At 65.5% G+C, this 24,742-nt stretch carries 17 protein-coding genes, 4 tRNA genes and 2 pseudogenes; 2 read left to right on the top strand and 21 right to left on the bottom strand.

Annotated elements, in window-relative coordinates; translation table 11 throughout:
• The first annotated feature begins 60 nt into the window (after positions 1-60).
• On the top strand, positions 61-726 hold the full coding sequence (locus tag NYP18_RS02140; RefSeq protein ID WP_259426463.1) for a DUF1707 SHOCT-like domain-containing protein: 666 nt from the start codon (positions 61-63) through the stop codon (positions 724-726).
• Positions 727-807: 81 nt separating this feature from the next.
• Here NYP18_RS02140 and NYP18_RS02135 read toward each other — a convergent pair whose 3' ends face one another.
• From NYP18_RS02135 to NYP18_RS02055, 18 genes and pseudogenes are all read right to left on the bottom strand, one after another.
• Entirely contained in the window at positions 808-4,818 is a 4,011-nt protein-coding gene (locus NYP18_RS02135; protein WP_259426462.1) for a DNA-directed RNA polymerase subunit beta', read from the bottom strand.
• Positions 4,819-4,876: 58 nt separating this feature from the next.
• Positions 4,877-8,377, bottom strand: coding sequence for a DNA-directed RNA polymerase subunit beta (gene rpoB, locus NYP18_RS02130; RefSeq protein ID WP_259426461.1), 3,501 nt, complete (start codon positions 8,375-8,377; stop codon positions 4,877-4,879).
• Between the two features lie 309 nt (positions 8,378-8,686).
• On the bottom strand, positions 8,687-9,634 hold the full coding sequence (gene pgfA / locus NYP18_RS02125) for a cell envelope lipid trafficking protein PgfA (RefSeq protein ID WP_259426460.1): 948 nt from the start codon (positions 9,632-9,634) through the stop codon (positions 8,687-8,689).
• A 147-nt stretch (positions 9,635-9,781) separates the two neighbouring features.
• Positions 9,782-10,168, bottom strand: a complete 387-nt coding sequence (rplL, locus tag NYP18_RS02120; RefSeq protein ID WP_126120188.1) for a 50S ribosomal protein L7/L12 — start codon at positions 10,166-10,168, stop codon at positions 9,782-9,784.
• A gap of 78 nt (positions 10,169-10,246) precedes the next feature.
• Positions 10,247-10,762 carry a 50S ribosomal protein L10 gene (gene rplJ / locus NYP18_RS02115; protein ID WP_126120189.1) on the bottom strand — a complete coding sequence of 172 codons (516 nt, stop codon included), beginning with the start codon at positions 10,760-10,762 and terminating at the stop codon, positions 10,247-10,249.
• A gap of 303 nt (positions 10,763-11,065) precedes the next feature.
• A complete protein-coding gene (locus NYP18_RS02110; protein ID WP_259426459.1) occupies positions 11,066-11,698 on the bottom strand; it encodes an SIMPL domain-containing protein in 633 nt (210 codons plus the stop codon).
• Between the two features lie 35 nt (positions 11,699-11,733).
• Entirely contained in the window at positions 11,734-13,653 is a 1,920-nt protein-coding gene (locus NYP18_RS02105) for a heavy metal translocating P-type ATPase (protein ID WP_259426458.1), read from the bottom strand.
• Positions 13,654-13,725: 72 nt separating this feature from the next.
• Positions 13,726-14,748: pseudogene (locus NYP18_RS15515) on the bottom strand (RtcB family protein); the annotation flags it as partial.
• Positions 14,749-15,849: pseudogene (locus NYP18_RS15505) on the bottom strand (RtcB family protein); the annotation flags it as partial.
• Between the two features lie 327 nt (positions 15,850-16,176).
• Complete coding sequence (rplA, locus tag NYP18_RS02095) at positions 16,177-16,887, bottom strand: 50S ribosomal protein L1 (RefSeq protein ID WP_126120193.1); 711 nt, start codon at positions 16,885-16,887, stop codon at positions 16,177-16,179.
• Positions 16,888-16,975: 88 nt separating this feature from the next.
• Positions 16,976-17,410, bottom strand: a complete 435-nt coding sequence (gene rplK / locus NYP18_RS02090; protein WP_259426456.1) for a 50S ribosomal protein L11 — start codon at positions 17,408-17,410, stop codon at positions 16,976-16,978.
• A 217-nt stretch (positions 17,411-17,627) separates the two neighbouring features.
• Entirely contained in the window at positions 17,628-18,470 is an 843-nt protein-coding gene (gene nusG, locus NYP18_RS02085) for a transcription termination/antitermination protein NusG (protein ID WP_259426455.1), read from the bottom strand.
• A 126-nt stretch (positions 18,471-18,596) separates the two neighbouring features.
• Positions 18,597-18,923: a preprotein translocase subunit SecE gene (secE, locus tag NYP18_RS02080; RefSeq protein ID WP_259426454.1), complete on the bottom strand. Its 327-nt coding sequence runs from the start codon at positions 18,921-18,923 to the stop codon at positions 18,597-18,599.
• Positions 18,924-19,040: 117 nt separating this feature from the next.
• Positions 19,041-19,113, bottom strand: a tRNA-Trp gene (locus NYP18_RS02075).
• Positions 19,114-19,193: 80 nt separating this feature from the next.
• Positions 19,194-19,265 (bottom strand) — tRNA-Met (locus NYP18_RS02070).
• 67 nt (positions 19,266-19,332) lie between these two features.
• Positions 19,333-19,405, bottom strand: a tRNA-Thr gene (locus tag NYP18_RS02065).
• A 410-nt stretch (positions 19,406-19,815) separates the two neighbouring features.
• Positions 19,816-19,898 (bottom strand) — tRNA-Tyr (locus NYP18_RS02060).
• A gap of 82 nt (positions 19,899-19,980) precedes the next feature.
• A complete protein-coding gene (locus NYP18_RS02055; protein ID WP_259426453.1) occupies positions 19,981-20,997 on the bottom strand; it encodes a polyprenyl synthetase family protein in 1,017 nt (338 codons plus the stop codon).
• A 111-nt stretch (positions 20,998-21,108) separates the two neighbouring features.
• Between NYP18_RS02055 and NYP18_RS02050 the strand changes: the two genes are divergently transcribed.
• A complete protein-coding gene (locus NYP18_RS02050) occupies positions 21,109-22,365 on the top strand; it encodes a geranylgeranyl reductase family protein (RefSeq protein WP_259426452.1) in 1,257 nt (418 codons plus the stop codon).
• Here NYP18_RS02050 and NYP18_RS02045 read toward each other — a convergent pair.
• From NYP18_RS02045 to NYP18_RS02035, 3 genes are read right to left on the bottom strand one after another with little or no spacing between them, the layout of a single operon-like run.
• Positions 22,352-23,041, bottom strand: coding sequence for a demethylmenaquinone methyltransferase (locus tag NYP18_RS02045; protein WP_259426451.1), 690 nt, complete (start codon positions 23,039-23,041; stop codon positions 22,352-22,354). The genes NYP18_RS02050 and NYP18_RS02045 overlap by 14 nt on opposite strands.
• Positions 23,042-23,051: 10 nt before the next feature.
• Positions 23,052-24,266, bottom strand: coding sequence for a glycosyltransferase family 4 protein (locus tag NYP18_RS02040; RefSeq protein ID WP_259426450.1), 1,215 nt, complete (start codon positions 24,264-24,266; stop codon positions 23,052-23,054).
• 47 nt (positions 24,267-24,313) lie between these two features.
• Positions 24,314-24,715 (bottom strand): DUF3592 domain-containing protein, encoded by a 402-nt coding sequence (locus NYP18_RS02035; RefSeq protein WP_439648043.1) that lies wholly within the window; start codon positions 24,713-24,715, stop codon positions 24,314-24,316.
• Positions 24,716-24,742 lie beyond the last annotated feature (27 nt).

The following is a 24,742-nucleotide window of genomic DNA, read 5'->3' as shown; positions in this document are numbered from 1 at the left end:
GCAGGGCGTCGCGGCCAGAGAGCCAGACAAGGTGGCCTCACGGGCCGTACCATCGGGAACATGAGTGAACAGCCGCCCCGCCTCCGAGCCAGCGACGATGACCGCAACCGGGCCAACGAGGCTCTTGGGCGTGCGTTCTCCGAGGGACGTATCGACTTCAATGAGTTCGATGACCGCACGAAGGCGGTCCTCGCGGCCCGCTACCGCGATGAGCTGTCCGCACCCCTGGCCGACCTCATGCCGGACCCCACCGCCGTATTCGAAGGTCCGGTCCCGGTGGTGTTCCCGGAGCGCTCCCCCGCCCCCCGGGCACCCTCCGCCCCGACCCGGCGTCGGGTGACCGGCGAGACGGGTGGCAGCTCCTTCAGCCTGGCCATCATGGGTGGCACCGACAAACAGGGGGACTGGCTGATCGCGCCCGCCCATCTTTCTATTGCGATCATGGGCGGCAACGGCATCGATCTCACAGAGGCTCGCCTGGCCGCACAAGAAACTGTCATCTACGCCATCGGCATCATGGGCGGGGTGGAGATCCTCGTCCCGGAGGACGTCCGGGTGCTCAGCGAAGGCATCGGCATCATGGGTGGTTTCGGCATCAGCACCGACGAAGAAGTCAGGCAACGCATCGAGGATCTACCCGCCGACGCCCCTGTCGTACGGGTGCGGGGCCTCGGCCTCATGGGTGGGGTTGAGGTCCGGCGCGTCCTCCGCAAACCCCGTCCCTGACCTACCCTCGAAAGGCGGACGCCCCGTCCACCCCCGGAAAAAACGGGGAGGGACGGGGCGTCGGCAGGCAACCAGCGTTTACTAGAGCTGGAACTCCTCGTCCAGCGGCACAGAGGCGCCGGTGAACTCGGCGTAGCCGTCGTCACCGTAGATGGAGTCACCGTAGGTCGGGATCGAGTAGGCCGCGTTACGGGCCGCCTCGGTCGGTTTGACCTCGATGTTGCGGTAACGGGAGATACCGGTACCGGCCGGGATCAGCTTACCGATGATCACGTTCTCCTTGAGACCGATGAGCTGGTCGGAGCGCTTGTTGATCGCGGCGTCCGTGAGCACGCGGGTCGTCTCCTGGAAGGAGGCGGCCGACAGCCAGGACTCCGTGGCCAGCGAAGCCTTGGTGATGCCCATGATCTGGTCACGCAGCTCCGCCGGCTGACCACCCTCGGCCCGGAGTGCCGCATTGACGCGACGGGCCTCGGTGAGGTCGACCAGCGTACCCGGCAGGTAGTCCGTGGAACCGGCGTCAATGACGGTACCGCGGCGCAGCATCTGACGGATGATGATCTCGATGTGCTTGTCGTGGATGGCCACACCCTGGGTGCGGTACACGGCCTGCACCTCGTCGATGAGGTGCTTCTCCACACCACGGCGACGCAGCACGCGGAGCACATCATGCGGGTCAGCAGGGCCGCGGAGCAGGCGGTCGCCGAGCTCCACATGGTCACCGCTGCGCAGGGTGCGCTCGATGAGCACCGACGGGTTGTTGTCCATCGGGACCCGGACCTGTGCGAGACCCTGTCGCTTGGACAGCTTCTCGTAGATCTTCTCCTCGGTGCCGTCGTCGGAGGTCAGCGTCAACTTGTAGAAGTTGCCGTCATCCTCCAGCTCAACGGTGCCCGAGAACTCCGCGATCGGGGAGGCGTTCTTCGGCACGCGGGCCTCGAACAGCTCCTGCACACGCGGCAGACCGCCGGTGATGTCACCACCGACACCACCCTGGTGGAAGGTACGCATGGTCAGCTGGGTGCCGGGCTCACCGATCGACTGGGCGGCGACGATGCCGACGGCCTCGCCGATGTCGACCAGCTGGCCGGAGGCCATGGACTTGCCGTAGCACTTGGCACAGACACCGGTGTGGGTCTGGCAGGTCAGCACGGAGCGGACCTTGACCTCGGTGATGCCGGCGGCCACGAGGTCGTCGATACGCATCTCGGTGAGGTCGGAACCGGGCTCCAGGTTGAGACCGGATGCCTCGTCGACCAGCTCGGTCGCCAGGACACGGCCGGAGACGGAGGTCTCCACCAGCGAGTGGCGGGTGTATCCCGTGACCTCGCCTGCGGCGTTCTTGGCCTCGACCGCGACCGGCACGCGGACACCCTGGCGGGTACCGCAGTCGTCCTCGCGGACGATGACGTCCTGGGCCACGTCAACGAGACGACGGGTCAGGTAACCGGAGTCCGCGGTACGCAGAGCGGTGTCGGCCAGGCCCTTACGGGAACCGTGCGAGTTGTTGAAGTACTCGAGAACCGACAGGCCCTCCCGGAAGGAGGTCTTGATCGGACGGGTGATGTAGTCACCCTTCGAGTTCACGACCATGCCCTTCATGCCGGCCAGGGTCCAGATCTGGCGCATGTTACCGGCGGCACCCGACTTCACGATCATGGGGATCGGGTTGTCGTCCGGGTACATCTCCTCGACGGCCTTACCCACCTTGTTGGTGGCGTCCTGCCAGAGCTCGACGAGACGGTCGTAGCGGTCACGCTCACGCAGCGCACCCTTGACCCAGAACTTGTGCTCGATCTCGCGTGCCTCGGCCTCGTAGGCCTCGAGGATCTCCTCCTTGTTCGGCAGAACCAGAACGTCGGACATGGCGATGGTGACGCCGGAACGGGTCGCCCAGTAGAAGCCGGAGTCCTTCATCTTGTCCATCGTCTGCGCGACGGTGATCATCGGGTAGCGGGCCGCGAGGTCGTTGATGACGTCGCCGAGCATGATGAAGCCCGGGCCGCCACCCTTACGGACCATGACGCCCTCAAGGTACGGGTAGTTCCACGGCATGAGCTCGTTGAACATGACCCGGCCCAGGGTGGTGTTCGCGGTCCAGGACTGACCCTGCTCCCAGCCGTCAGGGAACTGCTCGGCCTCGATGTCCACCGGGGGACGCAGGTGGTCGATCCGCACGCGGATCGGCGCCTGCAGACCCAGGGTACCCAGGTCACGGGCCATGATGGCCTCGGCGAAGGAGGAGTAGTCGCCCTGTGCCGGACCGTTCTCGTCGGCCGGCTTGTAGGCACCCTGGCCGCCGATCTCGTCTTCCTTCTTGTCCATGGTCAGGAAGTACAGACCGGTGACCATGTCCAGACGTGGCATGGCCAGCGGCTTACCGGAGGCCGGGGACAGGATGTTGTTCGAGGCGAGCATGAGGACGCGTGCCTCGGCCTGGGCCTCCGCGGACAGCGGGAGGTGGACGGCCATCTGGTCACCATCGAAGTCGGCGTTGAAGGCCTCACAGGCCAGCGGGTGCAGCTGGATGGCCTTACCCTCGACCAGCTTCGGCTCGAAGGCCTGGATACCCAGTCGGTGCAGGGTGGGGGCACGGTTGAGCATCACCGGATGCTCGGAGATGGCCTCCTCCAGCACGTCCCAGACCTCGGGACGCTGACGCTCGACCATGCGCTTCGCGGACTTGATGTTCTGCGCGTAGTCGTTCTCCACCAGACGCTTCATCACGAAAGGCTTGAACAGCTCGAGGGCCATCAGCTTCGGCAGACCACACTCGTGGAGCTTCAGCTGCGGGCCGACGATGATCACGGAACGACCCGAGTAGTCGACGCGCTTACCCAGCAGGTTCTGACGGAAGCGGCCCTGCTTGCCCTTGAGCAGGTCGGACAGCGACTTCAGCGGACGGTTACCCGGTCCGGTGACCGGACGGCCACGACGGCCGTTGTCGAACAGTGCATCGACCGATTCCTGCAGCATGCGCTTCTCGTTGTTCACGATGATCTCGGGCGCGCCGAGGTCGATCATGCGCTTGAGGCGGTTGTTGCGGTTGATCACGCGACGGTAGAGGTCGTTGAGGTCCGAGGTGGCGAAACGGCCACCGTCGAGCTGGACCATCGGCCGCAGCTCCGGCGGGATCACCGGGATGCAGTCAAGGACCATGCCGGCCGGGTCGTTGCCGGAACGCTGGAACGCGGCGACGACCTTGAGGCGCTTGAGGGCACGCATCTTCTTCTGGCCCTTGCCCTCATTGATGATGGTGTGCAGTTCCTCGGCCTCGGCGTCGAGGTCGAAGTTGCGGATGAGGGTCTGGATGGCCTCCGCACCCATGCCGCCGGTGAAGTAGTCCTCGTAGCGGTCGATGAGCTCCTCGTAGATGGTCTCATCGATGATCATCTGCTTCGTGGCGAGCTTGGTGAAGGTCTGCCAGATCTCCTCGAGACGGTCGATCTCACGCTCCGCACGCTCGCGGATGTGCTGCATCTCCTTGTCAGCGGCGGTCTGCACCTTGCGGCGGGCGTCGGCCTTGGCGCCGGCGGCCTCGAGCTCGGCGAGGTCCTCCTCCAGCTTGGCGGCACGCTCCGCGATCTCGGTCTCGGCGTCAGCCTCGACGTCCTTCTTCTCCAGGAGCATGTCGGCTTCGAGGGTGGACTGGTCGTTGTGACGTGCCTCCTCGTCGACGGAGGTGATGATGTTCGCGGCGAAGTAGATGATCCGCTCGAGATCCTTCGGCGCGAGGTCCAGCAGGTAACCGAGACGGCTCGGGACACCCTTGAAGTACCAGATGTGCGTGACCGGGGCGGCCAGCTCGATGTGGCCCATGCGCTCACGACGCACCTTGGACTTGGTCACCTCGACGCCGCAGCGCTCACAGATGATGCCCTTGTAGCGGACGCGCTTGTACTTTCCGCAGGCGCACTCCCAGTCCCGGGTGGGGCCGAAAATGCGCTCGCAGAACAGACCGTCCTTCTCCGGCTTGAGGGTGCGGTAGTTGATGGTCTCCGGCTTCTTGACCTCGCCCTTGGACCAACGACGGATGTCGTCGGCGGTAGCCAGGCCAATGCGGAGCTCTTCGAAGAGGTTTACGTCAAACACGTAACTCCCTTTCCCCTCCCGGACGGGAGGGATTGAATGGCGGATATCGGGTCAGAGGTTAGGAGGCGTCGACGTCGGAACGCTCGTCATGGGACAGGTTGATGCCCAGTGAGGATCCACCGGCGTCCATGTCGTCCTCGTCATCAACGGACAGCTCCATCGGGGTGCCGTCGGCGGCGAGGACCTCGACGTTCAGGCACAGCGACTGGAGCTCCTTGAGGAGAACCTTGAAGGACTCGGGGATACCCGGGTCCGGGATGTTCTCGCCCTTGACAATGGCCTCGTAGACCTTGACGCGGCCGACCACGTCATCGGACTTGATCGTCAGCAGTTCCTGCAGGGTGTAGGCGGCACCGTATGCCTGCATCGCCCACACCTCCATCTCACCGAAGCGCTGGCCACCGAACTGGGCCTTACCGCCGAGCGGCTGCTGGGTGATCATGGAGTACGGGCCGGTGGAACGGGCGTGGATCTTCTCGTCCACCAGGTGGTGGAGCTTGAGCTGGTACATGTAGCCCACGGAGACCGGGTACGGGAAGGGCTCACCGGAACGGCCGTCGAAGAGCATCGTCTTGCCGTCTCCGTCGACCATGACCTCACCGTCACGGTTCGGACGGGAGTTGCGCAGCAGGCCGGCGAGCTCCTCGTTGGTGGCGCCGTCGAAGACCGGGGTGGCGGTCAGCGAATTGGCCGGGACGTCGTAGAGCTCCTCCGGCAGGGTCTGGATGAGCTCGGCGTTGGCCGGATCCTCCGGATCGACCTGCCAGCCGGCAGCAGCCAGCCAGCCGAGGTGGATCTCCAGGACCTGGCCGATGTTCATACGGCGCGGAACACCATGGGTGTTCAGGATCATGTCCACCGGGGTGCCGTCCGGCATGAACGGCATGTCCTCCGGCGGCAGGATCTTACCCACGACGCCCTTGTTGCCGTGGCGGCCGGCGAGCTTGTCGCCGTCCTGGATCTTGCGCTTCTGGGCGACGTAGACGCGGATCATCTCGTTGACGCCCGGTGCCAGATCGTCGTCGTCCTCGCGGGCGAAGCGACGGACACCGATGACCTTGCCGTTTTCACCGTGCGGCACCTTCATGGAGGTGTCGCGGACCTCACGGGCCTTCTCACCGAAGATGGCGCGCAGCAGGCGCTCCTCCGGGGTCAGCTCGGTCTCGCCCTTCGGGGTGACCTTGCCCACGAGGATGTCGCCGGCGCGGACGTCGGCACCGATGCGGACGATACCGCGGTCGTCGAGGTCGCGCAGGACGTCCTCGGAGACGTTCGGGATCTCACGGGTGATCTCCTCGGCGCCCAGCTTGGTGTCGCGGGCGTCGATCTCATGCTCCTCGATGTGGATCGAGGTCAGGATGTCCTGCTCGACGAGGCTCTGGTTGAGGATGATCGCATCCTCGTAGTTGTGGCCCTCCCACGGCATGAAGGCGACCAGCAGGTTGCGGCCCAGCGACATCTCACCGTTGTGGGTGCCCGGACCGTCGGCGATGACCTGGCCGGCCTCGACGCGCTCGCCCATGTTCACCAGCGGGGTCTGGTTGTAGCAGGTGCCCTGGTTGGTGCGCTCGAACTTGCGCAGCAGGAAGGTGTCGCGGATGCCCTGGTCGTCCATGATGGTGATCAGGTCGGCGGAGACATTCTCGACGACGCCGGCCTTCGGGGCGATGACCATGTCACCGGCGTCGTAGGCTGCACGCTTCTCCATGCCGGTGCCCACGAACGGGGCCTCGGCGCGGACCAGCGGCACGGCCTGCTTCTGCATGTTCGCACCCATGAGGGCACGGTTGGCGTCATCGTGCTCGAGGAACGGAATCATCGCTGTACCGATGGAAACCATCTGACGTGCGGAGACATCGATGAAATCGACGCCCTTGCCGTCCGTGACGGCGATGTCGCCGTCCTTGACACGGACCTCGACGCGGTCGGAGGTGATGTAACCCTCCGCATCGCGCTCGACGGAGGCCTGACCGATGGCGTAACGGTCCTCTTCGTCAGCGGTGAGGTAGTGCACCTCATCGGTGACCTGGCCGTCGACGACCTTGAGGTACGGGGTCTCGATGAAGCCGAACGCGTTGACGCGTGCGTAGGAGGAGAGCGAACCGATCAGACCGATGTTCGGACCCTCAGGGGTCTCGATGGGGCACATGCGTCCGTAGTGGGACGGGTGCACGTCACGGACCTCGATGCCCGCACGCTCACGGGACAGGCCACCCGGGCCGAGGGCGGACAGACGGCGCTTGTGGGTCAGACCCGACAGCGAGTTGTTCTGGTCCATGAACTGGGACAGCTGGGAGGTGCCGAAGAACTCGCGGATCGCGGCCGAGACCGGACGGACGTTGATCAGCGAGGTCGGGGTGATGGACTCGGCGTCCTGGGTGGTCATGCGCTCGCGCACGACACGCTCCATCCGCGACAGCCCCACACGGACCTGGTTCTGGATGAGCTCACCGACGGTACGCAGACGACGGTTGCCGAAGTGGTCGATGTCGTCGACGTTGACCGGGATGGTCTCACCGGTCGGCGAGGTCATGTTGCGCTCACCGGTGTGCAGGCGGACCAGGTACTCCAGGGTGGTGGCGATGTCCTCTTCCGTGAGGGTGGTCAGACCCTCGTGGTCGCCGCCGAGGCCGAGCTTGCGGTTGACCTTGTAGCGGCCGACCTTGGCCAGGTCGTAGCGCTTCGGGCGGAAGAAGGCGTTGTCGAGCAGGGAACGGGCGAGGTCACGGGTCGGCTGCTCGCCGGGACGCTGTTTGCGGTAGATCTCCAGCAGAGCCTCGTCGACGTTCGCGACGCCGTCAGACTCCAGGGTGGACATCATGATCTCGGAGAAGCCGAAGCGCTCCTTGATCTGCTCGGTGGTCCAGCCCAGGGCCTTCAGCAGGACGGTGACGGGCTGGCGACGCTTACGGTCGATACGGACACCGACGGTGTCACGCTTGTCCACGTCGAACTCCAGCCAGGCTCCACGCGAGGGGATGACCTTGACGGAGTGCAGCGGACGCTCGGTGGACTTGTCGATCGTCTGATCGAAGTACACACCCGGGGAGCGAACCAGCTGGGAGACAACGACACGCTCGGTGCCGTTGACGATGAACGTGCCCTTGTCTGTCATCATCGGGAAGTCACCGATGAAGACGGTCTGGGACTTGATCTCCTGGGTTTCGTTGTTGATGAACTCCGCGGTCACATACAGTGGCGCGGAGTAGTTGATGTCCTTGTCCTTGCACTCATCGATGGTGTGCTTGACATCCTCGAATCGCGGGGTGGACAGGGAGAGGGACATGTTCTCGGAGTAGTCCTGAATCGGGCTCAGCTCTTCGAGAATGTCCTCAAGACCACTGGTGACGTGGGCTTCCGGCCCACGCTCCTCCTGCTGGCGGGCGCGCCACTCGGGCGTACCGATCAGCCATCCGAAGGATTCACGCTGCAGGTCAAGGAGCCCCGGAACCTCAATCGGCTCTGCGTTCTTCGAGAACGAGTAACGCTTCGGAGTTCCGGGGATATCGGCCACTGACTTGGTCTGGCGGGAGACTGCCAAGATGGGTCCTTCCAGCACCTCACGCGGAACTGTGGCTGCTCTGGCGTACAACCACCGAATCCGCTGGTAATTTAGCATTCGGTCTGCTGTGGAATGACCGTCCCCAGATAGCACAAAATCACCTTGTCAAGTCGACTTTTCCATGTCGATCGATCAAGGTTGACGTGATGACCAGAGACGAATTCCAGCGCAACGAAACAGCCTATATCAAGTTCTTTGAATTGTAAAGCCCACCGACGCGCCGATTAGCTTCCGGATTCACGCCGGGACTCTACCACGACTTCCCGCGCAGTTCGCACCTCGCCCTCGGATGCGCCACTGCCCTGTTCAACCGCGGCGACGGCTGAATACACCGGCGGCGCCCACCAGCCCCAGCAGGATCAGCAGGCCGCCCACGCCCATGACCGCCCAGCGTATCGTGTCCACCACCGCCGGATCCCGGATCTCGCCGGCGGCACGCAGATGGGCATCAATCTGCTGCTGAGGCATCTGTCCCTCGAAGAGCAGGACCTGCTCACGCTTCTCCCCGTCGACTGTGCCGTAGTAGGAGTCCACGTCCTCCCTGATCTCCACGACCAACCCGGAAACCCGGTCCACCAGGAAGTCACGCGTGACGGAGTGGAAGAGGTAGCCGCGCTCCCCGTCAGCGAAGGTGGTGGTGTTGAAGGGGGAGGCGTAGAGCTCGGCAACGTTCGTCGGCTCCACGTTCTGACGGTAGCGGTGGATGGTCCGGCCGTTGATGTCCAGTTCCTCGGCGAACTCCGCCGGGCGGGTCTGCCGCAACCTGGGCTCGAAGACCGCGTAGGTGGCCTGCTGTGCATCCGAGGGGAACTTCAGCCACACCCCCTCGACGGGCACCTCACTGACGGGGCTGGCCAGTTGGTCGGTGAGGGTCGCCGGGGTGGTGAACCCACCGGTGGTGCGGTCGAGGCCGAAGGTCCATACCTCGGCGGAGATCAGCCGGTCCAGCTCATCCTGCAGGCTGTCGCGCATGAGGGTCTCCCCCACCCGCAGCGTCACCGTCTCCTCGTCGGCCGGGTTCTGGATCTCCACGTGGAGCTGCCTCGTGACCGGTGCATCCAGCACCCGCCCGCCCGGATCCGTCATCAGACGCGTCTGCGGCTCATCGTCGGTCAGCGTCCATGTCGTGGCCGCCAGGTCCAGCGGCAGACGGCTGTCCCCGGGCAGGAATCTGGGGGCCACGAGACCTGCCACCAGGAGGGCGACGCCGATGCTGAGCACGAGAAAGGAGAGCAGGCGGGACTTGGGCAGCATGGGTGTGAGTCTACCCGCCGCACAGAAGTGCCCCTCGTGAAAGGTGACTGTCCCGGAACACCCGGGTCAGGGACACCCCGGAATCGGGAGAACCCCGCTCCATCCACGGAAAGTGGATGTGCGGGGTTCGCGCGAAAAAGGTTCCTCTTACTTGAGGGAGACCTTGGCGCCGGCCTCTTCGAGCTTGGCCTTGGCAGCGTCGGCGTCTTCCTTGGAAGCACCCTCGAGGATGGCCTTCGGTGCGCCCTCGACGAGCTCCTTGGCCTCCTTCAGGCCCAGGCCGGAGACGAGCTCGCGGACAGCCTTGATCACGCCGATCTTCTTGGCGCCGGCGTCCTCGAGGACGACGTCGAACTCGGACTGCTCCTCAGCGGCAGCAGCCTCGCCGCCAGCGGCACCTGCAGCTGCAACGGCGACCGGAGCGGCAGCGGTGACCTCGAAGACCTCTTCGAACTCCTTGACGAACTCGGAGAGCTCGATCAGGGTCATCTCCTTGAATGCCTCAATGAGCTCGTCCTTGGTGAGCTTAGCCATGGTGGCTTCCTTTCTTTGTGGGCCGGTTTCAGCAGGCCCGAAGTTGTGGGGTGTGAATGGGTGCGCCGTGATGGCGACTTAAGCGTCCTTCTTCTCCTGGAGCGCAGCTGCGAGGCGTGCGACCTGGGAAGCGGGAGCGTTGAACAGGCCTGCGGCCTTTGCCAGATTGCCCTTCATGGCGCCGGCCAGCTTCGCGAGGGTGGTCTCGCGGTTGTCCAGCTCGGCGATGGCCTTGACCTGGTCGGCAGACAGAGCGTTGCCGTCCATGTAGCCACCCTTGACGATGAACGCCTTGTTATCATCGGCGAACTTCTTCATCACCTTGGCGGCATCGACAGCCTCGCCCTTGATGAAGGCGACTGCGGTCGGACCGGTGAGGTGCTCGTCAAGACCCTCGATGCCCTTTTCCTGGGCAGCGATCTTGATAAGGGTGTTCTTGGCGACGGAGTACTGGACGTCGAAGCCGAGAGCGCCGCGCAGCTCAGAGATCTGTGCAACGGTCAGGCCACGGTACTCGGTGAGGACGACGGTGTCCGCCTCCTCGAACTTGGCCTTGAGCTCTGCGAGCTCGGCCTGGTTCTTCGCGTTTGCCATTACTTCGCCTCCTTCCAATTACGTGTCGTGTTGATCCGCCGGGGCCTTCTTCAACGAAAAAGGCCCCGTGCAAGAGCACGGGGCGCATCATCTCCCGTAAAGGAGGTGGTGGCTCTAAAGTGTCTCCTGCGTGGGCCGTTCCAGTGTCCTGGAATCCTTAGATCCTTTACGGATGACCGACGGTCTTCGGTGAAACTTGAGCGCGGTCCCCGCTTCGGGGAACCGATTCAAACTTCGGTGTGTCATCCTAACGGCGATCCGGAAGGAACTCCAAATCGCCTGCTCGACGCAGAAACTCCACCCTCAGCCCTCCTGCTCCAGGGCGAAGTCGACGGTGACGGATTCCTCGAGGGTGATCAGCTCCGGCGTCAGGTCCAGCTCGAGGGTGCGCGGGGGCAGATCCGATCCCTGCGCCATGTCCATCCCGACCATCCGCATCTCCGGCAGCAGGTGCGGCGCGTCCCCGCTGTCGATGCGCTGCGGCGCACCGGCGCGCACACCGAGGGCCGCCGCGAGCAGGCCCGCTTCCCGGCGGGCGTCCTGCACCGCCGTCACCTGCAGGCGCTCGCGCAGCTCCCGCCTGCGCACCTCCGACAACCGCCAGGTGGGACCGAGCACCTCCACCGACGGCACATCCGCGAGACGGGCGATGACCTCACGGAGCCCGTCGACACCACCGACCGCGGTCACCGCGCACTCCCAGGTGGCCACCGTGTGGGAATCCCAGGTGTGCTCCCCCAGGCTCTCCTCGCTGATCTCCACCCCTGACACGGCACCGAGGACGGCGCGGGCGACGGCCAGGCCCTCCTGCCGGAGCCGGTAGGCCCCCTCCTGGTGGGCGTGGCGGGCATTGACCCGTAGTCGGACGGAGGCGGTGTCGGCGGGGAACTCCCCGACGGCGGTGCCCGTGCAGCGGACAGTGGGGATGTGATCCATATCATCAGGCTAAGCGCCGCCCCGTCCCGCCGCCACTACTCTCCCGGTGCCCTGTCGAAGTCGCTCAACGGTTCACGGACCATGCCCACCCGGGCAGCGTTGAGGATCGCCAGCACGTCGATGACCTCCTGTGCGATGGCCCCCAGCAGCGGGGTGAGCAGACCGAAGACCGCGAGCACCATGCCGACCATGCTCAGCGCCATGCCACCCAGCGCGGACTGCAGGGCGATCCGCCGCATCCGCGCGCCGATGTGGAGGAGCTCGTCGAGACGCTCCAGGGAGGAGTCGAGGATGACGGCGTCGGCTGCCTCCGAGGTGACGTCGGAGTTCGCCCCCATCGCCACTCCCACCGTCGCCACGGCCATGGCGGGGGCGTCGTTGATGCCGTCCCCGAGGAACAGCGTCGGCCCACGCCGATTGTATTTCTCCACCAGGGCGAGTTTGCCCTCCGGGCTGATCCCGGCGTGGACCTCCTCGACACCGACCTGCCCCGCCAGGTGCCGGACCTCGGCCTCCCGGTCGCCGGAGACGATCATCAGCCTCTCCACATCGTGGCTGCCCGGCAGATGGGCGATGAACTCGCCTGCCGATGCCCGCGGCTCGTCCCGCAGCCGGATGAGGGCGGCGTAGGCGTCGTCGACAAGCACGACGGACTCCATCCCGGCGGCGGTGTCCGGCATGAGCGCACCGCTGGCGGGATCGATCTCCCGGCAGGTGCGCCGGTTGGTGATGCGGATATGCCGGCCACCGACCATGCCCGTCAGGCCCTGGCCGGGCCGCTCGGAGACCTCGGTGACACCGGGCAGCACCAGGCCGCGTTCCTCCGCCCGGTTGCGGATCGCCTCAGCCAGCGGATGACGCGAGTAACGCTCGACCGAGGCCGCGAGAGCCAGCACCTCATCGGCGGTGAAACCCGCCACGGTGTGGATGTCGGTGACCACCGGGCGGCCGTAGGTCAGGGTGCCCGTCTTATCGAACATGACCGTCCGGATCCGGGAGGTGTGCTCCAGCATCCCGGGATTCTTCACGATGATGCCGCGGCGGGCCGCCAGCGAGATCGCCCCGATGATGGCAACCGGCACACCGATGAGCAGCGGGCAGGGCGTAGCCACGACGACCACCGCCAGGAAACGCGTCGGATCCCCCGAGACCGCCCAGCCGAGCACCCCCAACGCCAGGGCGATGACCGTGTACCAGGCACCCAGCCGGTCCGCGAGACGGCGCATCGCCGGCCGGTTCTCCTCCGCCTCCCGCAGAACACCGACGATCTGCGCATAACGGGAATCCTCCGCCGGCCGCATCGCGGTGATCGTCAACGGATTCTCCCCGTTGACCGCGCCCGACATCACCGCCGATCCCCGGGATTTACCCACCACATAGGGTTCGCCGGTGAGGAAGGACTCGTCCATGCTGCCGTGGCCGTCGACGACCTCCCCGTCCACGGGGCACAGCTCATGCGGCAGGATGACCAGCAGATCACCGAGGGCGATGTCGTTGACCGGGACCTCCTCGGTCCCCGCCGAGATATCCGCACCGCGCAGCCGGTGGGCGGTGGTCGGCGCGCGCCGGGCGAGGGCCGCCAGGGTGCCCGAGGCGCGTCTCGACGCCGCCGTCTCCAGCGCCTCACCCCCGGAGAGCATGAGCACGATGATCGCGGCGACGAGCCACTCCCCCAGCAGCACGGACGTGATGATGGAGACGGCCGCCAGGGTGTCCGCCCCACCCCGGGTCCGGATCGCTGAGCGGGCCACCTCGATCATGAGCGGAACCCCGCCGAGGATGACCACCGCGACCAGGGGCCAGTCCCGCGCCCACCCGCTCAACCCGGGGCCGAACCAGAGGATGAGGTGCAGCACGATGGCCACCAGCGTGGCCACCGTGATCAGTCCGTCCCGGGAACGGAAGAACAGGCCCCACGACCGGTGGGCGGCAGGTGCGGTCGGCATGGTGTCCATGTCCCTCAGTATCGGCCAGAAAACCTGTTCCCACCAGCAAGTACAGGCTTACCTGAGAGATGGTGGGCCGGCTCAGGTGCCCTTGACGTTGAGGATCTGACGCAGGCGGTGGCGGATCTCCACCATCGGTTCCGCGTCCTGCATGACGCGGTCGATGTTCTTGTAGGCGTCCGGGATCTCATCCACCCACTCCTTGCCCGGCCGGTAGACGATGCCCTTCATCCGCCGTTCCAGATCCGCAGCGGTGAACTGCTCTTTCGCCTGGGTACGTGACAGCCGGCGCCCCGCGCCGTGCGGGGCGCTGTGGAACGCGGGAGCATGCCCTTTCCCCGCCACCACATAGGAGGCTGTCCCCATGGAACCGGGGATCAGCGCGGTGTCGCCCTCCCGGGCGCGGACCGCACCCTTGCGGGTCACCCACACCCGGCGGTCATAGTGGTACTCCTCCACCGTGTAATTGTGGTGGCAGTTCACTCTCTCAATTTCCTTAACCTCCCGGCCCACGAACTCCGACAGCGCGGTGGCGAAGCGGTCCATCATCTCCTCCCGGTTGAGCCAGGCGAAACGCTGTGCCCAGTCCAGGTCCGCCAGGTAGGAGTCGAATTCCGGGGTCTCGGCCACGAGGTAGGCCAGGTCGGGATGGGGCAGCGGGATCCAGTACTTCTCACACTGCTCCTGCGCCACGGTGATGTGCTTGCGGGCGATTTTATTGCCCACCCCGCGGGAACCGGAGTGGAGGAACATCCACACTGACTCCTCCTCGTCCAGGCACAGTTCGATGAAGTGGTTGCCGCCGCCCAGCGAACCCAGCTGCTGACGCCACTTCGGCGAGTGGCTGAGGTCGACGTCGGTGAGTTCGGCCAGTTCCGCCAGTTCCCGGGTGCGGGTATCGGCGGTCGTCCCGGCCAGGGCCCAGTCGTTGTAGTTTCCCGGGGACAGCGGAATGGTCGCCTCAAGTGTGTCGCGCAGCTGCTTCAGGTCCCGGCGCCTGATGTCCTCGGCGGTGAAGCCGGTGCGTACACCGATCATTCCGCAGTTGTGGACGAATACTCCGGCGGCCAGTGCGAAATTATTGTGTTCTTCGACCTGTAGACAGTAGACATCCTCACGGCGTTCCAGATGCTCAATCCCGGTGACCTTATGGTTGCTGGAGTGCTCGCGTACCTTGTGCCATCGCAGAGCGGCCGGGTTCTTTGCCACCTCGCCACATTCATCGCAGGAGCGGGGGGAAGTGTTGAACTTAGTCAGACAGGGCGCCCCACGCTTTCCATTATCGGCTACCGACTCCTTGAGATGCTCCGGATTGGACTCCATGTAGGTGACAATGTCTGCGGTCCCGACCCCGGCCGTCTTCTGCCTCTGTTCGGGGTCTTCGGTACGACGCTTAATCCCGGCAAGGCGGAGTTCCTGGAGCTCTGTGGAGTGGTTGGTGAAGGAGTGACCCACTGATCGGTGGTGGCGCGAGTGTTCGCCGCTCTCCATGTCCACCGGGCTTTCCGGTCGGTTGTCGAAATGCATGTGGTTCTCATGGTCGACGACGTGCCCTTCGGGGAGGGGACCGTTGAACGCCTCGTAGATCATGGTGTGGGTCTGTCGCGAACGCCCCCTGCCGGTGCTGACGCTTTCATATCCGTCGCGGGTCTGCCACCTGCGATAGAGGGGCATGAGGCTGTCATTGAATTTGAGGTCCTTTGCCTCGCGATACGTGCCGTCGTTGAGCATGAACTGGTGGTCGGGCGTGCAGACGATTTCCTCACCACCGGAGACGGTCACGCTCATCAGTCCAGCGTTGGTGCGGGTCTTGAGGGCGGTGGCCCGTCCGGCGACGATGTTGTGGTCTTTGTCGAGGGAGTAGACCCAGTGGATTCCTCCCTCTTCGGTCAGCTGCCTGAGGGTTTTCTGTCGACCATCGAGAAGCGGGACCTTGGTTTCACCGACAAAACAGCCGATGTCAACGCCGACCGCGGACGGAATCACAGCATCGACCGTCCCGAAGACGGTGCCCACTGCAGACCCCAGGCCCACGTGGGCGTCCGGCATCAGTGCGACATGCGGCCAGACGAAGGGCATCGAGGCCAGCTGCTCGGCCTGGTCGAGAGTCCCCTGCTCGATGTGGCTGGCGAAGTTGATGACCTTGGGGGCGTGGGGCGCGAGGTTGCGCCGGATCGGCGCCCTGGGGCGGCGGCGGGCGGACATGGTGTTCTCCTTCTCCGGTCGGTGGCAGAAGGAAACGGCTGGGGCATGGCTGCGGACCGGTCCTCCCGCCCTGGATGGGCGCGTCGGTCCGCAGGATATTCAAAGATCCGCTGCGGGACCGACGGGGCGTACCTGTAACTGCGGTTGCCTTAGCTGCACACCCATCAGGTCGCCTCCCTTTCGGCGCGTTATATGTCCCGGGCCAGCGGATTCCGGCCTGTATACGACCGTAGTTTAGCTCCCCGACCACGTCAATGACCTACGCAGCAGAAAACGCCCCGTCGCTTCCTGCCGGAAGCAACGGGGCGTCGAGAAGCAGCCGGAGGCTTAGGCCTCGCCGGCGTAGTTCTTCTGCACCGAAGAATCGACCGGGACACCCGGGCCGTTGGTGGAGGAGAGGGTGATCTTCTTCAGGTAGATACCCTTGGCGGAGGACGGCTTGATACGAAGCAGCTCGTCCAGCAGCGCGCCGTAGTTCTCAGCCAGGGCCTTCTCGTCGAAGGATGCCTTGCCGATGGCGGCGTGCAGGTTGGATGCCTTGTCCACGCGGAAGGAGATCTTGCCGCCCTTGACCTCGGCGACAGCCTTGGCGACGTCGGTGGTGACGGTGCCGGTCTTCGGGTTCGGCATCAGACCACGCGGGCCCAGCACGCGGGCGACGCGGCCGACCTTGGCCATCTGGTCCGGGGTGGCGATGGCGACGTCGAAGTCGATGGTGCCGGAGGTGATCTGCTCGATCAGCTCGTCGGTGCCCACGATGTCGGCGCCGGCCTCCTGTGCCTCGGTGGCCTTCTCGCCGGCGGCGAAGACGGCGACACGCACGGTCTTACCGGTGCCGTGCGGCAGGGAGACGGTGCCACGGACCAGCTGGTCAGCCTTACGCGGGTCAACGCCCAGGCGGATGGCGACGTCGACGGTGGAGTCGAAGTTCTTGGAGGAGGTCTCCTTGATCAGCTTCGCGGCCTCGAGCGGTGCGTATTCGCGGGACTTGTCGACCAGCTCAGCGGCGGCCTTGTATGCCTTGGAGTTCTTGCTCATTATGCAATTCCTTCTTGGGAGGGATTGGTGTGGTCAGGCGGGCCGAGCCGGCCCTGCCACAGTCAGTTCTTCAGTGGAAGATGAGGGATTAACCCTCGACCTCGATACCCATGGAGCGGGCGGTACCGGCGACGATCTTGGCGGCAGCCTCGATGTCGCGGGCGTTGAGGTCTTCCTTCTTGGTTTCGGCGATCTCCCTGACCTGGGTCATGGTGACCTTGCCGACCTTCTCGGTGTGCGGGACGCCGGAGCCCTTCTGCAGGCCGGCGGCCTTCAGCAGCAGCTTGGCGGCCGGCGGGGTCTTCAGCTTGAAGTCGAAGCTGCGGTCCTCGTAGACGGTGATCTCCACCGGCACGACGTTGCCTCGCTGGGACTCGGTTGCTGCGTTGTAGGCCTTGCAGAACTCCATGATGTTGACACCATGGGCACCGAGGGCAGGGCCGACCGGCGGAGCCGGGTTGGCGGCGCCAGCATCGATCTGCAGTTTGATGAGGCCAGTGACCTTCTTCTTCTTGGGAGCCATCGAATTACCTCGTTCCGTGGTACCGGCGGACCGTCACGATGATGACGGCCACCGTCCGGATGCCGGGCCCCGCTACCAGCTGATTTCCGCTGGGTCTCCACGTATCCCGGCCACCGGGGATGAATGTTTGATCGGTGCGCACTGATACAGGCCAGTGCGCACCGGTCCACACTACGGCACGAGGTCGCCCGCCCCCAAATGGGCGCGGAGCCGTCCCCTAGCTGATCTTCTCGATCTGGTCGGAGGTCAGCTCCACCGGGGTCTCACGGCCGAAGATGGAGACCAGGGCCTGGATCTTGCCGGTGGCCGGATCGATCTCGGAGATCGTCGCGGACACCGACGCCAGGGCGCCGGTGAGGATGGTGACGGCCTCGCCGACCTCGAAGTCGATCGCGACGGTCGCCTTCGACTGCTCCTCCGGCATGGCGACGACCTTCTCCCCGTCGGCGGTGACGGCTGCGGCCTCACCCTCGACGGTGGCCTCCTTCGGCATGAGGAACTTCGCGACGTCGCGGTGCTTCACCACGGTGGCGTTGCCCTCGTTGCCCACGAAGCTGGTCACACCCGGGGTGTCACGGACGACGGACCAGGCCTTGTCGTTCATCTCCATGCGGACCAGGACGTAGCCCGGCAGCAGCTTGCGCTTGACCATCTTGCGCTTGCCGTCCTTGATTTCGATGACCTGCTCGATCGGGACGACGACATCGTAGATGTACTCCTCGACCTCCAGGGTCTGGGCACGCATGTCGAGGTTGGTCTTCACCTTGTTCTCGTAGCCCGAGTAGCACTGGATGATGTACCAGTCACCCGGCTGCTTCTTCAGCTCACGGGTGTACTCACGTAGACGGCGACGGTACTCCGCCTCTGCATCCTCTTCGGTCGTGTCACCCAGGGCGGCGGCAGCCGCGGCGAGAGAGGTCTCCTCGGTCTGCTGCGGCTCCTCCTCCAGGGCGACAGGCTCGGCGGCGAGGGCTTCCTCGGCGCCTTCCTGGCTGTCGTCGAGCAGCTCGGTGGGGTCGGTGGTCTCGGAAATGTTCTCGGATGCGAATTCTTCGCTCATGATGCTCCAGATGTGTAGGGCAACTCGGAAAGGCCGTTTCAGGTCAGTTTACCGGCCGCGGCCAATGAATAATCCCGCCGACCCTGGAGGGCGCGGCGGGATGAAATCTGATGGTGAAGACTGTACCTAAGGGGTGAGGATCTTCTCAACTCCGAGACCTGCGACGAAGTCCACACCGGACACCAGCGCAGTCACCACGATGAGGAAGGCGAAGACCACCAGGGTGTAGACCACCATCTGGCGGGCGGTCGGCCAAATGACCTTCCGCATCTCCGAGACAACCTCGGGCAGGAAGCTGGCGACACCACCACCCGGCTTCTCATCCTCCGGACCAGTCCTGGCGACCCGCTTGGCCTCATACGAAGACGAGGTCGTGGTGGTGCCAACACCTGCCATCTGACGCTTACCCGTCGGACGGGCCGCACCGGACTGGTTGGGCTGCTGATCGGTCACAGCTCTCCTCGCAAAAGATGTCTCGTGTTCAGAACTCCGTTGAGCTTACCAGAGGGGTTGCCCCGGCAAGCAGAACGGGCCGGCACTGAGGATCATCTCAGTGCCGGCCCGTATCGGCAGGGGCGACAGGACTCGAACCTGCAACCTACGGTTTTGGAGACCGTTGCTCTACCAATTGAACTACGCCCCTTGGTGCGCTGATTCAACAGCACGGCTCACCCTACCAGACAGGCAATTCTTTTAGAAAGTACCCGCTGTCCGGCAAACCGGTAGCGATGGCGGGAATTGAACCCGCGACACAGCGATTATGAGTCGCTTGCTCTACCACTGAGCTACACCGCCTGGTGGCAGTTTCACACTTCCCCAGCCACCGACGGTTTGCCCTGCGACCGAGGGAGAAAAGAAACAGAGCCCCCTATCAGAATCGAACTGATGACCTTCTCCTTACCATGGAGACACTCTACCGACTGAGCTAAGGGGGCTTAGCTTCCAGGACCTGCGGCCAGATTCTCTCTGACCCGCTCCGTTGAAGCCTTGAACAGATTAACCCTACTTGTCGTACATACACAAATCGCCAGTTCAGACCATGTTTCCAGGCACCTCAAAGGCACTGTTTGAGGCATGCACGGATGCCGCCGTGGCGAGACTCCGACGGCCCCCGCGGATTCCTGCCGGCTCTGGCCCCGTGCGTTAGGCCCCGACATGCATCCCACGGGATCCCACTCCCCCGCCGCACCCCACCACCTGCGATATACGTGAGGGAAACTAACGCACCGGACCTGGCCGACAAGACCTATCCACGGAAGGTCATGCCGCTGCCGGGCCACATCCGGGTTAAGTTCCGGAATGGAAAAGACCCACCTGAACCAGAGGTTCAGGTGGGTCTGAAGTGTGCCAGGTACAAGATTCGAACTTGTGTAGGCGTGAGCCGGCGGATTTACAGTCCGCTCCCATTGGCCGCTCGGGCAACCTGGCGTGCACCGCATGGTGCGTGACATACTCTACTACGACCTACCGACCAGCTAGCAAATCGGCAGGTCAACCGCCCTAACCGGAGCTAACCCACGCGCTGGATGGTGAATTTGGCCAGCCGCCGCAGGGCGGTGGTGGCCGCGTTGGCCGGGAGGCGGTCCATCTGGGCCTCAGCCTCGGCGAGATAGCGGTGGACGTCGTCGAGCGCGCGTCGGCGCCCCTGGGAGCGGCTGAGCAGCTCGAGCGCGCGGTCCACGTCCGCGTCCTCGGTGAGTGGACCGGTGAGCAACCCACGGAGCTCGTCCCCGACCTCGCCCTCCTCCTGCAGTGCGTAGAGCACGGGGAGGGTGAACACACCTTCGCGCAGATCCGTCCCCGGCGTCTTGCCGGACTGCTCGTGCGCGGAGAAGATGTCGATGATGTCGTCGACGATCTGGAAGATCATGCCGATGGCGGCGCCGATCTTCATCAGGGCGTCGGCGTGTTCCTCACTGGCCCCGGCGTGGTAGGCGCCGAGGTGCCCGCAGGAGGCGATGAGCACGGCTGTCTTCTCACGGATGACGTCCATGTAGTGCTCGACGGGGTCGCGCCCCTCCGCGCCGATGGTCTCCCGCATCTGGCCGGTGACCAGGTCCTGGAAGGTCTGCGCGAAGTGCCCCACGGTATGGGTGTCCAGTTCGCTCATGATCCGGGAGGCGTGGGCGAAGAGGATGTCACCGGCGAGGATGGCGACGGAATTGTCCCAGCGGGCGTTGGCGGACTCGACGCCGCGACGCAGCTCCGCCTCGTCCATGACGTCATCGTGGTAGAGGGTGGCCAGGTGCACCGTCTCGAGCACGGCCGCGGCCTTGACCACGTTCGGGGAACCTGCCTTCGGGCCGTACTGGGAGGCCAGCAGTGTCATCATGGGGCGGAAGCGTTTGCCGCCCGCGTTCATGAGGTGGGTGACCTTGTCGGCGAGGAAATCCTCGCCTTTCGCCAGCTCCTCGCGCAACAGGACCTCCACCGCGTCCATTCCGGTGGCGATGCGCTCGTTGAGCCCGGCGTCTCCCAGATCCACGTGCCCGGCGGGAGTGGTCTGATAGGTGGTGCCGTTGGTCATGTCGGAAGTGTCCTTGCAGCGGTCTGACGGTGGGGATGATCGCACTCAACCGTAGTCCAAAGAGGGCCCACCCCGTACTCAGGGGTGGGCTGGAATGCCACAATAGGGTGCATGAGTGGAAACGTGGGTTCTGTCGATGTCCTCATTGTCGGTGCGGGGCCCGCAGGTTCCGCCGCGGCGGTCCACGCCGCGGAGGCGGGGCACGAGGTCCTGCTTCTCGACGCCGCCTCCTTCCCCCGCGACAAGACCTGCGGCGACGGGCTCACCCCGCGTGCTGTCCACCAGCTGGGGAAGCTCGGTCTGGCGGAGGCGGTGACCTCGGATTACCACAACAAGGGGTTGAAGCTGCACGGCTTCGGCGGCTCGGTCACCGCCCCCTGGCCGGAGGGTCACTACGGCACGCGGGGTTCGGCGATGCCGCGCACGGAATTCGACCACCTGCTGGTACGCACCGCCGTGGCCCGGGGCGCCACGCTGTGGGAGGACGCGACGGCCACCGGCGTGCAGTTCGCGGGATCCCGCGTGGATGTGGTGACGGTGCGTCACGGGGGCGTCGAGAAGCAGGTGCGTCCCCGCTGGCTGCTGGTGGCGGACGGAGTGCGTTCGACCTTCGGCAAACTGCTGGGCCGGCAGTGGCACCGGGGGGAGGTCTACGGCATCGCGGCACGGTCCTACTGCACCTCGGCGATGTCGCAGGAGCCCTGGATCCACTCCCACGTGGAGCTGCGGGACACCGACGGCACCGTCCAGCCCGGCTACGGCTGGATCTTCCCCCTGGGTGACGGGCGGGTGAACCTCGGCGCCGGTGCCCTGTCCACTGACTCCCGCCCCGCGAAAGTGAACACGAAGCGGCTGCTCTCGCACTACGCCGCGCAGCGCCGCGCGGAATGGGGCCTCGGGCCCGAGCAGGACATCGCCTCCGCGCTGCTGCCCATGGGCGGGGCCGTCTCCAACGTGGCGGGCGCGAACTGGCTGCTCATCGGCGACGCCGCCGCCCTGGTCAACCCCCTCAACGGCGAGGGCATCGACTACGGCATGGAATCCGCCGAGATGGCCGTGGACCTGCTGCGGCCCGGCCGTGATCTCACCCTCGTGTGGCCGCACGTACTGCGGGAGACCTACGGCGAGGCCTTCCTGCTGGCCCGCACCGCCGCCCGGCTGCTCACCTACCCCAGGTTCCTGCCGCTGGTCGGCCCCCTCGGATTGCGCGGCCCGGTCGGCGCGGCGATCATGCCGGCCGCCACCCGTCTGATGGGCAACCTCATCACCGACGAGGACCGCGACCTCATCGCCCGGGCCTGGCGGACCGCCGGCTCTGCGGTATCCAGGATGCGCCGTGACACCCCGCTGTGGGCTACCGCGGCTTGACGGCCGAGTGCAGGGCCACGATGCCGAGGCTGAGATTCTGCCAGCCTGCGTCCGCCCAGCCGTTGTCGTTGATCACCTGCGCCAGACCCTCCTGGTCCGGCCACGCGCGGATCGACTCGGCGAGGTAGATGTAGGCCTCCGGGTTGGAGGAGACCATGCGTGCAACCTGCGGCAGCAGGCGCATGAGGTATTCCTTGTACACCGTGCCGAAGACCGGCACCACCGGGGTGGAGAACTCCGCGATGGTCAGCCGGCCACCCGGCCTGGTCACCCGGGCCATCTCGCGTAGACCGGCCTCGTGGTCGTGGATGTTGCGCAGGCCGTAGGAGATCGTCACCGCATCGAAGGAGTTGTCCGCGAAAGGCAGCTGCATGCCGTCACCGACGACCTTCGGCACATCCCGGTCCCGCCCGGCGGCGAGCATGCCCTGGGAGAAGTCGCAGGCCACACACCACGCCCCCGATTTCGCCAGCTCCACCGTGGACACGGCCGTGCCGGCCGCCAGATCGAGGACCCGCTCCCCCGGCTTCAGCTGCAGGCGCTCGCGGGTACGCCGGCGCCAGCGGGCGTCCTGCCCGAAGGACAGGATCGTGTTGGTCAGGTCGTATTTCGCCCCGACGTCGTCGAACATTGACGCGACGTCGAAGGGTTTCTTGTCCAGGTCTGCCTTAGCCACGCCCCTGAGTCTAGGCCAGGCTGCCCCACGCGACGCGCGCGCCCAACGCCCGGGCAGCCCACCGGGGCAGGTCGGGGCGGGGGCCGAAGAAGGTCAGCGGGACGCGTCTGGTCTCCTCGATGACGTCACGGTAGTGGCTCAGCAGCTGCTCACACAGGGCCGCCCACGTCTTGTCGTTCACGGAGACGCGGGCGTTGCCGCGCAGCCGTTCGTGTCGGGAGGGGTCGAGCAGCCACTCCGCCGCCTCCGGCAGGTCACTGCTGAAGGTGTCCACATCCAGGAGGAGGCCGTTGTAGCGTTCCTGGACCAGGTCGACGGGGCCACCGGCGCGGGGACCGATGGTGGGCACGCCGGAGGCCTGCGCCTCCTGGATCGCCTGGCAGAAGGTCTCGAACTCGCCGGCGTGGACGAACAGGTCCAGTGAGGCGTAGGCGCGGGCGAGGTCCTCCCCCTCCAGCGCGCCGGTGAACACCGCCGTGGGCATGAGCTCCTCCAGCTCCGTGCGGGAGGGGCCGTCACCGACGATGACCAGCTGGATGTCCTCGCGGCCGTGGAGGGAGACGAGGCGGCGCACGCCCTTCTCCGCGGCGAGCCGGCCCACGAAACCGACAATCCGCTTCTCCCCCGTGGGATCCCACTGCCGGCGCAGCTGCACGCAACGCTTCTCCGGGTGGAAACGGACGGCGTCGACGCCCCGGCCCCAGTGGTGGACATTGTGGATGCCGTGGGACTGCAGCTCCGCGATCGTCAGGGAGGAGGGTGCCAGGGTGCGCTGGCACATGTTGTGGATGTGCCGGGTCCAGTCCCACGCGGCGTTGGCCAGCGGGGTCAGGTGGTATTTGGTGGCGAAGCCCGCCACGTCCGTCTGGTAGAGCGCCACCGCCGGCACCCGCAGCTGGCGGGCGGCGTAGGCCCCGGCAGCGCCGAGGACGAAGGGGCTGGCCAGGTGGATGATGTGGGGATCGAAATCGCGCAGTGCGTCGTTGACGGTGGGGTTGGGCACCCCGATCGGCAGCGAATCAATGAGTGGGACCCGGACGGTGGGGACCCGCACGATCTCGAAACCGAGGTATTCGCTGATCTCCTCCTGGAAATCGCGCGCCCCCGGCGCGATGACCAGTGCCTCATGTCCTTCCCTGTGCAGGTGCTCGAGAATCCGGAGGACCGAGTTGGTCACCCCGTTGACGTTGGGAAGGAAGGACTCCGCGACGATGGCTACACGCATGCTCGACATCCTCTCTGGCCCAGGCGACATCGCTCTGATATCCAGCTTTATTCCGGACGAATTCTCGGTGAACGCCCCGACCGTCCGGTGATTTTTCCTACCGCCCACCACAATAGCGCCGCTGTCACGGTTGACAACAGCGCGACGCTCAGCGCCGGGATGACGGACAGGGTCCACTCCCGCCCCTCCACCTTCACCAGGTCAGGGTCCGCTTTCGCATAGTTCACCCACACGCGCTGCCCTTCCCCCAGGCCGGTCGGGTAGAGCAGTCCGGTCGGCGGGGAGTGGTAGATCCCGGCCTCGTCGCGGTACTCCACGGCGGTACGCAGCCAGTCCGCGCCCGTCACCGTCGCGAGCGCCCGGCCGGAGTCGGAGTTGATGGCGGTGTCGTTCACGAACGGGCCGATGACCATGGCCGCGCTGCCGAGCATCGCCACGGCGTAGAGCATCAGCACCAGCTGCCGCCCCCGCCGGCC

It is taken from the genome of Corynebacterium lemuris, assembly GCF_024919295.1.
Taxonomy (GTDB): Bacteria; Actinomycetota; Actinomycetes; order Mycobacteriales; family Mycobacteriaceae; genus Corynebacterium; species Corynebacterium lemuris.
This window is presented reverse-complemented; position numbering and strand designations above follow the sequence as displayed.